Source organism: Kutzneria viridogrisea DSM 43870, assembly GCF_000525635.1.
Taxonomy (GTDB): Bacteria; Actinomycetota; Actinomycetes; order Mycobacteriales; family Pseudonocardiaceae; genus Kutzneria; species Kutzneria viridogrisea.
Genome location: NZ_CP007155.1, coordinates 2,359,666 through 2,373,627, shown reverse-complemented (window position 1 = coordinate 2,373,627; position 13,962 = coordinate 2,359,666). Strand labels below are relative to the sequence as shown.

Here is a 13,962-nt window from a genome sequence, read left to right as displayed (position 1 = left end):
CCTCAATCCCTCGGTGTGGTTTCGGTGGCGGGTGGCCAGGTTGCGTAGGTGCGCAGGCCATACAGCAGCGCCTGTGCGGGATCGCCGCACGAGCCGGTGCGCACGACCTCGCCGAGCACGATCGTGTGGTCGCCTGCCGGGTCCAGGCGCACCACGCGGCACTCGGCCACGGTGTGCGCGTCCTGCTCCAGCAGTGGCAGGCCCGAGCCGGGCGCGGGCCGCCACGGCACGGCGGAGAACCGGTCCGCGGTCCGGCTGGTGAAGGCCTCGGCCGCGCGCTGCCCCCTGGTGTGCAACAGGTTCACCGCGAAGTGCCCGCTGCGGGTCAGCACCGGCAGGGTGCGCCCGGTGTTGGCGGCGCACACCAGCAGCATCGGCGGGTCCAGCGAGACGGCGCACAGGGCGGTGCAGGTGAACCCGTGCGGGGTGCCCTGCTCGTCGATGGTGGTGATCACGGCCACCGAGCTGGGATGCGCTCCCATCAGTTCGCGGAACTGCTCCGCGCTGACGGTGCCGGTGGTCGCGGCGGTCACCAGTCGAACGCCTGTGCGTCGTACAGGTTCACGCCCAGCGCGGCCTTGCCCAGGTACTCCAGGCACTCGTCGGGCTTGGCGGGCATCACCGAGGAGAACGAGGCCTCCCGGATGTAGCGCTCCAGCGGCTGCGAGCGGCTGACCGCGGCCGAGCCGCAGACCCGCAGCGCGTCCTGGGCCAGCGCGGGCCCCACCTCGCCGACCAGGTACTTGGCGGCGTGCACCATGGCGTTGGCCTCCAGGCTGCCGCGCTCGGCGTCCACCTGCGCGCCCGCGGCGTGCACCAGGGCGCGGGCCGCCCGCAGCCGAGCCGACATGCGGCCCAGATCCCGTTGCAGCACAGCGGATTCCGCCCGCTTGGGCGAGGCTGCCACGTAGTCGGCGCTGAACTGGTAGATCGCCTCGGCGATGCCAAGGTAGGCACCGGTGTAGCCGGCGGCCATCCAGTGCGGCTCGCGGACGAGCTTGAACAGGGACATGCCCTCCACACCGAGGAACAGGCGTGCGCGCGGGACCTTCACCCCGTCCAGCTTCATCGCGGCGGTGCTGGTGCCGTACATGGCCGACAGGCCGTGCACCTCGCCGAAGCTGATGCCCTCGTCCTGCGCGGAGACCACGAAGTGCGAGACCTCGCCGGTGCCCTCGCTGCCCTCGGCGCGGGCGACGACCACGTAGTAGTCGGCGACCCCGGCCAGTGAGACGAAGGACTTCTCGCCGGTGATCACGAAGTGCTCGCGGTCCTCGCTGAGCCGGTAGCTGGTGCGGATGCCGCGCAGCTTGGCCCCGGTGCCCAGCTCGGAGGTGGCCGAGGCGAACATCTTGCGCCCGGACACCACCTCGTCGAACAGCCAGGCGCGGAACTTCTCGGCGGCGGGCGGCAGTGCGGTGCCCGCCGACTCGGAGAGCGCGCCGATCGCCACGTTGTGCATGTTGAAGCCCAGTGCGGCGGCACCGTTGTGGGCGCCGAGCACCGCCAGAACCCTTGAGTAGTCGGCGAAGCCGAGCCCGGCACCGCCCGCCTCGCGGGGCACGAGCAGGCCGAGCAGCCCGGCATCGCGCAGGATGCGGTAGGTCTCGTGGCCGTTGCTGCGACCGGCGTCCACGTCGGCGGCCAGCGGGGCCAGTGCGGCGCCGGTCTGCTCGGCCAGCTTGAGGATCTCGTCCATGGTTGTGGGCAACGTCGTCATCGGTTGTCCTTGTCAGTTCTCGACCGGGAGGCCGAATTGGCGGGCGACGCCCACGCGCAACAGGTCGTTGGGACCGGCGTAGGTCAGCGCGGCCATCGGGCTGTGCAGGTCTGCCGGGAGTTCGGAGTCGGCGATGAACGCGCGTACCCCGGACAGGGCCGTGGCGTGCTCGGTCAGCCGCACGTAGTCCTCGGAGACGGAGATCTTGGTCAGCGCGGCCTCGGCGGCCAACTGCCTGGCGGGCGTGCCCGCGTCCAGCCGCGCCGCCATGGCGTACAACAGGGTGCGCGAGCGGTGCACGGCCATCGCCATGTCGCTGATCCGGGCGGCCACCTGGTGGCTGTTGCCCATCACACGGCCGAACTGCTCGCGCCGGCCGGCCCACTCGGTGATACGCCGCAGCAGCCTGCGCATCGGGCCCAGGGCGTAGCCGAGGATCACCGCGCGCTCCCACGCCGTGGTGGAGGCCATCACGGCCAGGCCGGAGCCCTCCTCCCCGACCAGGCTGTCGGCGGGCAGCCGCACCCCGTCGAAGACCAGCTCCCCCATCGGTACCGTGCTCAGCGCGGTCTTGTCGAACTCGCTGCCACGGATCACCCCCGGTGTGTCGGCCGGGAACAGGAAGGCCGACAGCGCGAACGGGGAACGGCCCTCGGCGGTGCGGGCGAAGGTCAGCACCAGGTCGGCCACCGGGGCCGCGGTGATGAAGGTCTTGGCCCCGTCGAGCACGTACCCGTCACCCTCGCGGCGGGCACGGGTGTCCATGGACAGCGGATCGCTGCCGCCCTTGCGCTCGGTCAGCGCGTGGCACACCAGTGTCTGTCCATTTTGGACGTGCGCGAACTCGGCCCAGGCCGCCTCGGACAGGGTTGCCCGCAGCGGGAACTGCATGCCGAACAGCTGGGAGGCCAGCGCGTAGACCACGCCGGGGTCGATCCCGGCCAGGCCGATGCCCTCGATGACCGCCAGGCTGCGGGTGACCGTGCCCTGCGCCATGCGCAGCACGCCGAGCTCGGCCATTGCCTGCCACTGGTCGAGGAAACCCTTGCCCGCCAACAGCTCCGCGATCGGCGTTGCCCGGTCGCGGAACTCGGCGACCACCTCCTCGGTGGCGGCGCAGCCCAGCCGGGGCAGCTCGGTCACTGGGTCGCCCCCGCGGGCAGCGACTCGATGAGCTTCCACAGCGCGGCGGGGCTGCGGAAGTTGGCCGCCACGATCTCGGTGTCCGGCAGCACGATCCCGGCCTGGCTGTTCAGCGCGGTGACGATCTGCATGATCGCCAGCGAGTCGAGCAGGCCCATCTCCAGCAGCATCGTGTCCGGGGTCAGCTGCTGGGGGCTCTGGCCGCGGCCCCAGGTGATCTGGCCGCTGATCAGGGTGCAGAGGTCTTCGACGCTGGTCATACCGGGATCTCCTCGGTGCTAGTGGTGGTGGGGGCGGCGGGGAACTCGCCGCCGAGTGCGCGGCGGTCGACCTTGCCGCTGGTCGTGGTGGGCAGGCTCGGCAGCACCACCACGCGGTCGGGCAGCATGCGCTTGGGCAGCGCGGCACCCAGCGCGGTGAGCACCTCGGCCTCGGTGGAACCGGTCTGCACGTAGGCCCAGAACTGCCCGCTGTGCTCGCCCTGCTTGGCGACCACGGCCGCGGTGGCCACGCCGGGCAGTTCCAGCACGGCGCTCTCCACGTCGAGCAGGTCGATGCGGTGACCGCGCCGCTTGACCTGGGAGTCGCGCCGGCCGCGCAGGTACACCAGGCCGTCGGCGGTGATGCGGCCGATGTCCCCGCTGAAGTAGGCGCGCTGCACGCTGCCGTCGCGGAAGGCCACCAGCGCGGTGGGATCGCGCAGCACACCCCGCTCCAGGTAGCCCTGGAACACCGTGGGGCCGCCGACGACGATCTCGCCCTCCCCGTCGGTGGGCCGCCCGTCCTCGTCGAGCACCTCGATGGTGACCCCGCCGATGCCCCGGCCGATGGTCAGCTCCTGCTCGGCGGTCCAGTCCGCGGGCATCCGGTAGTAGGTGCAGGCGTTGGTCTCGGTGGGGCCGTACAGGTTGTAGAACGGCACGTCCCCGAGCAGTTCCAGGTAGCGCTCCAGGTGGCGCGGGGCGAAGGCCTCGCCGCCGAAGGCCGCCACCCGCAGCGTGGGCGGCACGGACTCGGCGAAACCGCCCTGGAGCAACATGTTGTGGTACAGGGAGGGCACCGCCATGAACGCGGTGATCTGGTTGTCGTTGAGCCAGTTCACCACGTCGCGCGGGAAGGCGCGCAGCACGTCGGGCATCAGCACGGCGCAGGCACCGGCCGAGGCCGCGCTGTAGAGGTCGAAGGTGGTCAGGTCGAAGGTCAGCGCGGCCTGCGAGCCGATCCGGTCCCGCTCGGTGAGGCCGAACTCCTCGGCGGCCCACAGCGCGTAGTGCGCCACGTTCTCGTGCGAGAGCAGCACTCCCTTGGGCCAGCCGGTGCTGCCCGAGGTGAACAGGATGTAGCCGCCCTGGTCGGTGGGCGCGGGCAGGGCCTCGGGGCGGTCGGCCTCGGCGATGGTGCGGACCCAGTTCAGCCCGCAGTCCAGCTCACCCGAGCCCAGGTCCACGCCCTCGGTGGCCAGCTCGGCGGCCTCGCGGCAGGCGCCAAGCGAGCGGTCCACGGTCAGCAGCACCGACAGCCCCGCGTTGTGCACCATGCGGGCGGTGCGGGCGGGCGGGTCGGCCACGTCCATCGGGGCCACGACGGCACCAGCGCGCAGCCCGGCGTAGATCGCCATGACGGCGGAGGAGCCCTTGCCCGCGTACACCCCGATCCGGTCACCGGTGCGGATCCCGGCCGCGCTGAGCTGCCAGGACAGCTCCTCGACGAGCTGCTCCAGCTCGGCGTAGGTCCAGGTGCGGCCCTCGGCGGCCAGCGCGGGCCGCTCCGGGTACAGCTTGGCCGCGGTGCTCAGCAGTGCGTCCAGCCTGGTCACGAGAGTTCCTCGGCTTTCTGCGTGCGGTTCGCGTGCTCGGCGAGGAAGACGCAGGTCTGCTCGATGACCAGGTCGGGGCAGACCAGGTGCGGGTAGTGGTCCACACCTTCGGGCACCACCCGCTTGACCGGCCCGGACACCGAGCGCTCCAGGGCGTCGAGTTGGTCGAGGCTGCCGTACTCGTCGCGGTCGCCCTGGATCATCAGCACGGGGTCGGTGACCGCGGCCACGTCCGCCTCGATGTTCCAGCGGCTGAACTCCTCGGAGAGCCAGACCTGGCTCCACCGGTCGAAAACAGACTTCGGGTCCCGGTGGACCAGCCCCATCTTCCTCGCGAGTGGACCGTCCGCATAGGACTGTTGCGCGGCCAGGATGCCCAGCCGGTTCTGCTCCTCGAAGTACAGGTGGGGACCCAACGCGACCACGGCCTCCACCGGGCGGATCGCCGCGTACAGCAGGCCCATGGAGCCGCCGTCGCTGTGCCCGACGAAGACCGGGCGCCGCACGTCGAGCAGGTCGAGCAGTTCCGGCAACGCCTCCTGCCCCTCCTCGTGCACGTAGCGCGCGGTCTTGGGCCTGGTGGCCGGGCCCGAGTAGCCGCTGCCGATGCGGGAGAACAGCAGGGCGCGGCGGCCGGTCTCGGCGGCCAGCAGGGACGGGAAACGCCCCCAGGAGGCGGTGCAGCCCAGCCCGCCGTGCAGGAATACCAGCGGAGCCAGATCAGGGTCCCCATCGATGAAGAAATGTTCGACGGGGCCATTCCGTGTCTCGACTACAGGCACGCGACTACCCTTTCGGAAAATATCGGCAACAAGGTGCCGGAACGCAGCGCTCGCCCTCACGAGCGCAGGTTCAAGAAACGGACCCACCCCGGATCCGCGCAGGCTCCACATGGGAGCAGGAAGTGTGAAGAGCGACTACGCGCTCAGAGATGTACTCACGAAAACAACGCCCCCCAGCGTTATCGAATTCCCCCAGACGCAGTTGACCGTACCCGAGCAAAACTCGATGGTCAACCGGTGGTTGAGTGACCAATCCTACGAACAACCAAGGGCGAATCGGTCATACCGCACACCGGGCGAGCACCTCACCCAAACGACGCAACCCCTCGGTGAGCTGGTGTTCGCCGGTGGCGAAAGAAATCCTCACATGTCCCTCACCGGCCGGGCCGAACTCGCCGCCCGCCCGTACCGCGACCCCGCCCGCGGCCAGCAACCGCACCAGCTCCGCGGAGCGGATCTTGGCGTGGTAGCGGGGAAAGACGTAGAACGCGCCCTCCGGCCGCACCGGCAGGTCGAGCCCCGGCACCGCCGCCAGCTCGCGCACCACGAGGTCCCGGCGCGCTTGGTAGGCGGCCACCATCGGCGCCGCGAGGTCCGGTCCCAGGCGCAGCGCGGTCAGCGCCGCCCGCTGCACCGCGGCGTTCACCGAGGCGTTGAGCCCGCGGTGCACCAGGCTGATCGCGCGCATCAGTGGGCGGGCGGCCACCACGTAGCCGATCCGCCAGCCAGTCATGGCGTAGGTCTTGGACAAGGTCACGCACAGCACCAGGTTCGCCCGCAGTGCGGGCACTTCCAGCGCGGAGACGAAGCGGCGCCCGTCGTAGACCAGGTCCCGGTACGCCTCGTCGGCCAGCACCGCCGTGTCCGTGCCGTGCACCAACTCGCCCAGCGCGTGCAGTTCCTCCACTGTGAACACCGAACCGGTCGGGTTGCCGGGGTTGCACAGCACGAGGAGCTTCGCGCCGCGCAGTGCGGGCGCCAGCGCGTCCAGGTCCAGGTGGCCGTCCGGCCGGGTGGGTACCCGGACCGGGTGGCCGCCCGCCAGGTGGACCTGGTCGGCGTACAGCGAGTAGGTCGGGTCCAGCAGCACCACGGAGTCGCCGGGGTCCACCAGCGCGAGGATCGTGGCGGCCAGCCCGGCCGAACCGCCGTGCGTGATCAGCACCTCCTCGGCGGTCCAGCCGGGCCCGCACTGCTCGGCGACCAGCGCGCGCAGTTCCGGGTCCCCGTTGAGGTCCCCGTAGCGGGTCCAGCCCTCGCGCAGCGCGGCGACGGCCGCCGCCACGATCGGTTGCGGCGTGGGGAAGTCCGGCTCCCCCATCGCCAGCGAGATCACCCCGGGCGGCGGGGCGGACCCGCCTGGTCGCAGCGAGCCCGCCCGGATTCTGCCGACCGCCCGCGAGGCCCTCACGTGCCGATGTCCTCGTAGTCCAGGCGGATCCGCTCGTCCAGCTCGCGGTGGAACGCGGCGGTCTGCTCGTCGCTGTCGTGGTGGGACATGATGAACGCCGGGTAGCCCGACCAGTCCGGGTAGGGCCGCACCACGTCGCCGGGCCACAGCATCTGCACCGCGTAGTCCACCCTCGGGTCCTCGTGCAGCTCCGCGATCCCGTGCACCGCCACGATCCTGCCGTGCCCGCCGCAGGGCACGATGTAGCCCCCGCAGTGCCCGAGGTGCTCGATCGGCTTGCCCCAGCAGTGCGGGCGCTGCCCGGTGAGGATGCGGATGGTCTCCGCGGCGTAGTCGATGCCGGTGACGATTCGCGCGACCTGGTGGGTCATGCCGCCACCACCGATGCGCGCGCCCATCTCCAGCAGGTGCGGGCGCCCGCGGTGCAGGCGCAGCTCGGTGTGCGTGGCGGCGTCGGTGATGCCGAACGCGGCGTGTGCCGCGGCGACCTCGCGCACGATCTCGTCCCGGACCTCCTCCGGCAGCACGGCGGGGCTACGGAAGCCCACCTCCTCGAAGTACGGACCGACCGGCTTTCCCTTGTCGCTGACCACGACCACGGTCACCTCACCCTGGAAGGCCAGCGACTCCACGGAGATCTCCGGCCCGTCCAGGTACTCCTCGACCACCAGGCCGAGCAGCTGCTCGGGGTGCTCGCTGTAGGCGTCGAGCTCGACCCCGCACTGGGCCCAGACCGCGTTCACGGTCCGCGCCAACTCCTCGACACTGTCCACTTTGGTCACACCGAAGCTGCCGTACCCGTTGGCGGGCTTGACCACCACGGGGAACTCAAGCCTCGCGGCCAGCTCCCACTGTTCGGGCGCGGTGATCGCCACGAACCCCGGGGTGTTCAGCCCGGCGGCACGCAGCCGCTCGCGCATCAGCCGCTTGTCCCTGGCCACCTCGGCCGCCTCGAGGGCAAGCCCCGGCAGGCCCAGTTCGGCGGCGGCCCTGGCCACGAAGGGCACCGCGGGGTCGCAGCCGGACAGGATCCCGGCAAACGGGGACTCCGCGTGCCGCCGCGCCAACTCGGCGATGGCCCCGGCCGGGTCGGTGTAGAGCTGCAACGGCAGGCACTCCACGACGACCGGCGGCAGCTTGGCTGGGTCCACCACCTCGTCGTGCCTGGGCACGAGCACGATGTCGACGCCCACGCGCTCAGCGGCCTCGAACACCCAGGGCAGCGTCGTGCGCTGGTTGACCAGAACCAGCTTGGGTCTGGGGCTCACCGGGTCTTCCCTCCTGTGACGTCCTGCGAGAGGACCTTGCCGGGGTTCATGATCTGCAACGGGTCCAGCGCCTGCTTGACCGCGGCCTGGAGCCGCAGCCGCACCGGGTCGGCGTGCTCAGCGTGGGCCTCGCGCTTGAGCAGGCCGATGCCGTGCTCGGCGCTGATGCTGCCGCCGAAGCGCGCCACCAACTCGTGCACGAACTCGTTGACGCGGTGCCACAAATGTGTGTCCCTGGCGCTCTGCCCGGGTGACGGCAGCACGTTGAAGTGCACGTTGCCGTCGCCGACGTGGCCGAGCGCGATCACCTGGGCGCCCGGCAGCCGCTCGTGCACCAGCCGGGTGCCAGCGATGACGAACTCGCCGACCTCGCTCAACGGCACCGAGACGTCGTGCTTCACGGTGCCACCGGCCCGCTTCTGCGCCTCGGACAGGTTCTCCCGCAACGCCCACAGCCGATCGGCGTCGGCGCGGTCCACGGCCAGCACGGCGTCGGCCGCGTGCCCCGAGTCCAGGGCGGTGGTCAGGAACGCGTCCATGACCGCGTCCAGGTCGCCTCGCACGGTCGAGGAACTGGCCTCCACCAGCAGGTACCACGGGTGCCGCTGGCCCATCGGGTACCGGCTGCCGGGCACGTGCCGGACGAGCAGGTCCAGCCCGGCCGCGGGCAGCAGCTCCAGGGAGCTGACCCGGTCGTCGAAGCAACGGCGGGCCAGCTCCAGCAGGGGCACCAGCGACTTGATGTCGACGAGCCCGAGCAGCGCCGTACTTGTCCTGCGCGGCAAGGGGAACAGCCGCAGACTGGCTGCGGTGATCACGCCGAGTGTGCCCTCGGAGCCGACGAACAGCTGCTTGACGTCGTAGCCGGTGTTGTCCTTGCGCAGCCGCTGCAACCCGTTCCACACCGTGCCGTCGGCCAGCACGACTTCCAGTCCCAGCACGAGATCACGGGTGTTGCCGTACCGGACCACGTTGAGCCCGCCCGCGTTGGTGGCCAGGTTGCCGCCGAGCTGGCAGCTGCCCTCCGAGGCGAGGCTCAGCGGGAACAACCGGTCCGCGCGCTCGGCGGCGGCCCGCACCTCGGCGAGCACGCAGCCCGCCTCGGCCACGAGAGCGAAATCCTCGGCGTACACGGCACGGATCCGGTTCATCCTGCGCAGGTTGAGCAGGACCTGCTCGCCCCTGCCGACCGGGACCGCGCCACCGACCAACCCCGTGCCGCCGCCTTGCGGCACAACAGGAATCCGGTTCTCGGCGCAGGTGCGTACCGCCAGCGCCACCTCCTCGGTGCAGCGGGGCAGCACCACGGCAGCCGGTACGCCGTCGAACAGCCCGCGCTCGTCGCGGACGAAGCCCTCGGCGGCCTGCCCGGTGAGCACCACCTCGGGCCCGAGCCGGTCCAGCAGCGCGGCCGTCACGAGCCCGTCCGCAGCGTCCGGACCTGCTCCAGCCACAGGTCCAGGACGAGCAGCGCCCACAGGGACTTCGCCACGGGGTCGCTGGGCCGCTCGCGCTGCTCCGCCAGCAGACCGGCCACCGCGCTGGGCACGAGGTAGTCGGCCAGCGCGGTGGACCCACGCAGCCGCTCGGTGGCGTAGCCGAACAGCGGCTGCCCCTCGCGCAGCATGGCGCCCACCGGCAGCGTGAACGGCTGCTTCTTGCGGTGCAACACCTCCGCGGGCACCAGGCCCTCGGCGGCGACGTAGACCGGGCGCTTGACCTTGCCCTCGGAGATCTTCAACTCCGGGCCGAGCGAGCGCGCGAAGTCCACGATCCTGGGCTGGCAGAACGGCACGCGGACCTCCACCGAACTGGCCATGCTCAGGTGGTCGGCCCGGCGCAGGATGTAGTACGGGAACCGGTCCACCTGGTCGAACCGCAGCAGGTCCTCCAGTGCCGGCCGCGCGCCGAGACCTGCCATGGTGGCGCGGATCCGCGAGGTCGGGCTGTCCGCGTGCGAGGAGATCGCGGCGAACCGCGGGGTGTAGATCGCGTCCCGGATCCGCGCGGGAACCGGTGCCATGGCGTCCAGGTAGCGCTCGGCCCACCCGGGACCGCCCTGTGCGGCCACGGCGAAGCGCTCGTAGCCACCGAACAGCTCGTCGGCGCCCTCACCGGCCACGGCCACCTTGAAGCCCGCGGCACGCACCTCGCGGAACAGCACGTAGGTGCTCAGACAGTGCGGGGCCGCGTTGGGCTGCCCGAGGTGGGCCACCATCTGCGGCAGCAGTTCGGGGAAATCCGCGGGATCGGCCTCCACCTGGTGGTAGACCGCGCCGCTGGCCCGCGCCACCTGCTCGGCGTACCCGCGCTCGTCGGCGGGCCAGTCACCGCGGTAGGCGATGTTGAAGGTGTGCAGGCCGGGCTGGTGCCGTGCCGCCATTGCGGTGAGCAGGCTGGAGTCCAAGCCACCACTGGTGATCAGCGCGACGGGCACGTCCGCGCTGAGCAGCGAGCGCACCTCCTCGTCCAGCAGTTCGCGCAACTGCACACCCACCTTGGCCAGGTCCTGGGCGGGCTCGGGCGCCACGATGCTGGTGCGGTAGGTACGGACCACCGGCGCCCGACCCGGCTCCACGACCACATGGCTGGCGGGGGCGAGCTGCTGCACGTCGCGGAAGGCGGTGTCGCTGCCCAGCACCGCCAGCATGGACAGGTACAGGTCGATCGCCTCGGGTCGCAGCTCGCTGCTCACCCGGGACACCGCCAGCAGCGCGGGCAGCTCGGAGGAGAACACGAACTCGCCCGCCCGGTACCAGAAGTACGCCGACTTCGTGCCCAGCGGGTCGTTGGCCAGCAGCAGCCGCGGGCGGCCCTGCTGGCGCAGGTCGATCACGGCCAGCGCGAACATGCCGTCCAGCAGTTCCACGAACCGGTCCCCGTGTTCCAGGTACAGCGCGGGGATCAGGCTGCCGTCGCAGTGGTCGGCAAACCGGTAGCCGCGGGCGCGCAGGTCCTGCCGGAGCTGGTCGTGGTTGTAGATCTCCCCGTTGAGCACGGCGATGATGTCCTCGCCGTGCCGGTAGGGCTGCGCCCCGCCGTCCAGGCCCTGGATGGCCAGCCGGTTGGCGCCCAGCGACCAGCTGGGGCCGCTGCGGTGGGCCTGCTGGTCGGGCCCGCCACCGCGCTGGTGCCGGTGCAGGGCGTCGAGATCGCGCTCGGACAGCGGGCTCGCGCCGAGGTTGCCGAAGATCCTGCACATGGTCAGGCCCCCAGTCCGGTCGCGGCCAGCGCGGCGCGGCGGCCCACCGGCTCGGTCTGCACTGCCTCGGGCAGGTGGGTGCCCACGATCTCGCGCACGATGGACGCCTGCTGGGCCATGCGCCGCGCCTGCTCCACGGTGGTGGCGTGGCCGTGCTCCCCGACGGCGGAGTTGCCCGCCTTGAGGTAGACCGGCGCGAGCAGCCGCACGAACTCCGGCGCCTCGTACACGCGGATGAACCCGCCGGAGGCCGCCGGGTTGTCGGTGTGGCAGTCCAGCGGCACGGAGATCGCCGACCGCAGCGCGGCCAACATGCCCAGTTGCAGGTCCCGCACCGGGTTGATGCTGTCGGCGCCAAGCCGCTCCAGCAGCATCAGGGAGGCGGCGTTGCCGTGCCCGCAGTGCGCGGAGACCTTCAGGTGCACCTCGCTGGGCAGCGCCCCGCACAGCCGCATCTCGTTGAGTGTCCACAACAGACCCTCGTCGTAGACGACGAAGGAGCGCACACCCAGGTCACAGGCGCGCTTGACGTCCTCGATCGCGCGCACGAGCTGTTCCTGGCCGCGCAGGCGGTAACCCATCCGGCTGCCCTGGCTGGACAGGGCCGAGGCGCTGGTGTCGTAGGTGGCCCGCGGGCCGGGGGACATCACCAGCTCGCAGCCGTAGTCGGCGCACAGGGCCACCATCTCGCGGATCTCCGCCGAGGTGTGCCGGAACAGGCCCAGGGTCTCGGTGATCCGGTTGACCTGTACGCCGAGGCGGTCGGCCTCGGCCAGCACGGCCTCAGTGGCGGCGGCGGAGTTGACGGTGGGGATCTCCAGCCGGAACCAGGCCCCGTCGGCGAAGCGCCGCGGCGAGGAGGGCAGGTTCCAGGCGTCGCGGTCGGGCAGGCCCAGTCCGCGCAACTGGGTACGGGTGTGGGCGAACAGCTCGTGCCGGGATGTTTCCTCAGGCATGGGAAGTCCTCTCGGGCTCGTGGCCTTGCCGGGTACCGCCGCCCCGGGTCACGGGGTCGGCGGGTGGGCGGAGGTTCAGGGAACTGCCGGTACCGGCAGCGGTTGCGGCTCGGGTGGTGCCGTCGCGCGTCTGCGGCCCAACAGCAGGTGGCCCGCCGCGCAGAGCACGCCGACCACCGCGCAGGCGGTCCACACCAGCCAAGTGCCCGCGTACTGCATGGCCAGGCCGCTGAGCACCGGGGCCACCGCGGAGGCCGCGCCCCAGGCGAGGTTGTAGACCCCCTGGTAGCGCCCGCGCATGGAGTTCGGGGACAGGTCGGCGACCACCGCCATGGAGGTCGGGGAGTTGGCGATCTCGCCAACCGACCAGATGACCACCGTCGCGGCGTAGAGCAGTGCGGTGCTGGCGAAGGTGGTCAGCCCGAAGCCGATACCGGCGACCAGGGCCGCGACCGCGAGCACCACCCACGGGTCGGCCCGCTGGGTGAGCTTGCCGATCGGCAGTTGCAGCAGCACGATGGCCACCCCGTTGAGGCCCATCACCAGGCCGTACTGCGCGGCGGGCACCCCGCTGGCGGTCATCTGCACCGGCAGCGCGACCAGGTACTGCTGGTACACCATGGCCATCAGGAAGGTCAGCACCAGGAAGCCGAGGAAGAACCGGTCCCGCAGCACGGATTCCCGCCGCGGCCGAGGTCTTGCCTCGGACCGGGTGGTGGTGGGGCTGGTCTCGGGCAGCTTGTAGTAGACGATCAGCCCGCAGAGCAGGTTGGCCAGGGCGTTGGCCAGGAACAGCCACAGGAAGCCGTTGCCCGCCAAGGCTCCCGCCATCGCGGGCGCCACGGCGAAGCCCAGGTTGATCGCCCAGAAGTTCAGCGTGTAGGCGCGGACCCGGTCGGCGGGGGCCACCAGGTCGGCCATCATCGCCGCGCGGGCGGGCCGGGCGGCGTTGAGCCCGGCGCCGACCAGGAAGGCGAAGACGCCGATGCAGATCGGGTCCACGGCCAGTCCGAGACCGGTCATGCTGACCGCGGCCAGCACCTGCGCGCCGAGCAGCGCGGGGCGTCTGCCCAACCGGTCGGTGAGAATGCCGCCGACCAGGCAGGCCAGCATGTTGCCGACCCCGTAGAGCGTCACGGCCAGCCCGGCGAAGGCCGTGGAATATCCAAGTTGAACGGTCAGGTAAATAGCCATGAACGGAACGACGAACCCGCCCAGTGCATTGATCAGGGTTCCCGACCACAGCCACCAGTACTGAGCAGGCAGACCTTGCAGAGAACGCAGCGCGATACGCACGACACAACTCTCACGTGGACGATCCCCAGCGGGTCGCACGTAAAGAAAGCGCAAAGAATTGCACCCGCCATACCGTGACACCGCCCAGGAGCAGGCGAAATACCGACCGAAGACGGCCGTCAACCCTGCGAATGAGTGAATGAGTGGCCAGATTTGACCAGGCCAGAACACACCGGTAACGGCATACGCAAACCCCCCAGTCAGCGTGATCGGAACTCGTCATCGTTCCGTGGACCACGCTAGTGGTGAACGTGAGCCGCACTAGCACTACTCGGCGGTAAGTGAGACAGATCATAGCAACTGTGCCCGAATTGACGACGGTAGGCTGAAACCGCACAACGATGAATTGGTCTGTACCACAAAAACGG

General features: G+C 71.0%; 12 protein-coding genes. All 12 read right to left on the bottom strand.

Going from position 1 to position 13,962, the window contains the following annotated elements; all coding sequences use genetic code 11:
• Positions 1–2: 2 nt before the first annotated feature.
• Positions 3–533, bottom strand: coding sequence for a flavin reductase family protein (locus KALB_RS10755; RefSeq protein WP_025355727.1), 531 nt, complete (start codon positions 531–533; stop codon positions 3–5).
• Complete coding sequence (locus KALB_RS10750; protein ID WP_025355726.1) at positions 530–1,720, bottom strand: acyl-CoA dehydrogenase family protein; 1,191 nt, start codon at positions 1,718–1,720, stop codon at positions 530–532. The genes KALB_RS10755 and KALB_RS10750 overlap by 4 nt, the downstream gene beginning before the upstream one ends.
• Positions 1,721–1,732: 12 nt before the next feature.
• The gene (locus KALB_RS10745; protein ID WP_025355725.1) at positions 1,733–2,863 is read right to left on the bottom strand and encodes an acyl-CoA dehydrogenase family protein; all 1,131 of its coding nucleotides are present in this window, start codon (positions 2,861–2,863) and stop codon (positions 1,733–1,735) included.
• On the bottom strand, positions 2,860–3,123 hold the full coding sequence (locus tag KALB_RS10740) for an acyl carrier protein (RefSeq protein WP_025355724.1): 264 nt from the start codon (positions 3,121–3,123) through the stop codon (positions 2,860–2,862). Before KALB_RS10740 ends, KALB_RS10745 begins: the two co-directional genes overlap by 4 nt.
• Complete coding sequence (locus KALB_RS10735) at positions 3,120–4,679, bottom strand: amino acid adenylation domain-containing protein (RefSeq protein WP_051913378.1); 1,560 nt, start codon at positions 4,677–4,679, stop codon at positions 3,120–3,122. The genes KALB_RS10740 and KALB_RS10735 overlap by 4 nt, the downstream gene beginning before the upstream one ends.
• Positions 4,676–5,461 (bottom strand): alpha/beta fold hydrolase, encoded by a 786-nt coding sequence (locus KALB_RS10730; RefSeq protein WP_035976754.1) that lies wholly within the window; start codon positions 5,459–5,461, stop codon positions 4,676–4,678. The genes KALB_RS10735 and KALB_RS10730 overlap by 4 nt, the downstream gene beginning before the upstream one ends.
• Positions 5,462–5,741: 280 nt before the next feature.
• A complete protein-coding gene (locus tag KALB_RS10725) occupies positions 5,742–6,872 on the bottom strand; it encodes a pyridoxal phosphate-dependent aminotransferase (protein ID WP_052360448.1) in 1,131 nt (376 codons plus the stop codon).
• Complete coding sequence (locus KALB_RS10720; protein WP_025355721.1) at positions 6,869–8,140, bottom strand: ATP-grasp domain-containing protein; 1,272 nt, start codon at positions 8,138–8,140, stop codon at positions 6,869–6,871. Before KALB_RS10720 ends, KALB_RS10725 begins: the two co-directional genes overlap by 4 nt.
• Positions 8,137–9,558, bottom strand: a complete 1,422-nt coding sequence (locus KALB_RS10715; protein ID WP_025355720.1) for an FAD-binding oxidoreductase — start codon at positions 9,556–9,558, stop codon at positions 8,137–8,139. Before KALB_RS10715 ends, KALB_RS10720 begins: the two co-directional genes overlap by 4 nt.
• Positions 9,555–11,342 carry an asparagine synthase (glutamine-hydrolyzing) gene (gene asnB / locus KALB_RS10710; RefSeq protein ID WP_025355719.1) on the bottom strand — a complete coding sequence of 596 codons (1,788 nt, stop codon included), beginning with the start codon at positions 11,340–11,342 and terminating at the stop codon, positions 9,555–9,557. Before asnB ends, KALB_RS10715 begins: the two co-directional genes overlap by 4 nt.
• 2 nt (positions 11,343–11,344) lie before the next feature.
• Positions 11,345–12,298: a peptidase gene (locus KALB_RS10705; RefSeq protein WP_042220315.1), complete on the bottom strand. Its 954-nt coding sequence runs from the start codon at positions 12,296–12,298 to the stop codon at positions 11,345–11,347.
• 75 nt (positions 12,299–12,373) lie between these two features.
• Positions 12,374–13,594, bottom strand: a complete 1,221-nt coding sequence (locus KALB_RS10700; RefSeq protein ID WP_030108287.1) for an MDR family MFS transporter — start codon at positions 13,592–13,594, stop codon at positions 12,374–12,376.
• Positions 13,595–13,962: the final 368 nt, after the last annotated feature.

Coding starts and splice junctions, on each gene's coding strand:
- asnB (WP_025355719.1), bottom strand. CDS start 11,342: ATGTGCAGGATCTTCGGCAACCTCGGCGCGAGCCCGCTGTCCGAGCGC.
- KALB_RS10705 (WP_042220315.1), bottom strand. CDS start 12,298: ATGCCTGAGGAAACATCCCGGCACGAGCTGTTCGCCCACACCCGTACC.
- KALB_RS10750 (WP_025355726.1), bottom strand. CDS start 1,720: ATGACGACGTTGCCCACAACCATGGACGAGATCCTCAAGCTGGCCGAG.
- KALB_RS10740 (WP_025355724.1), bottom strand. CDS start 3,123: ATGACCAGCGTCGAAGACCTCTGCACCCTGATCAGCGGCCAGATCACC.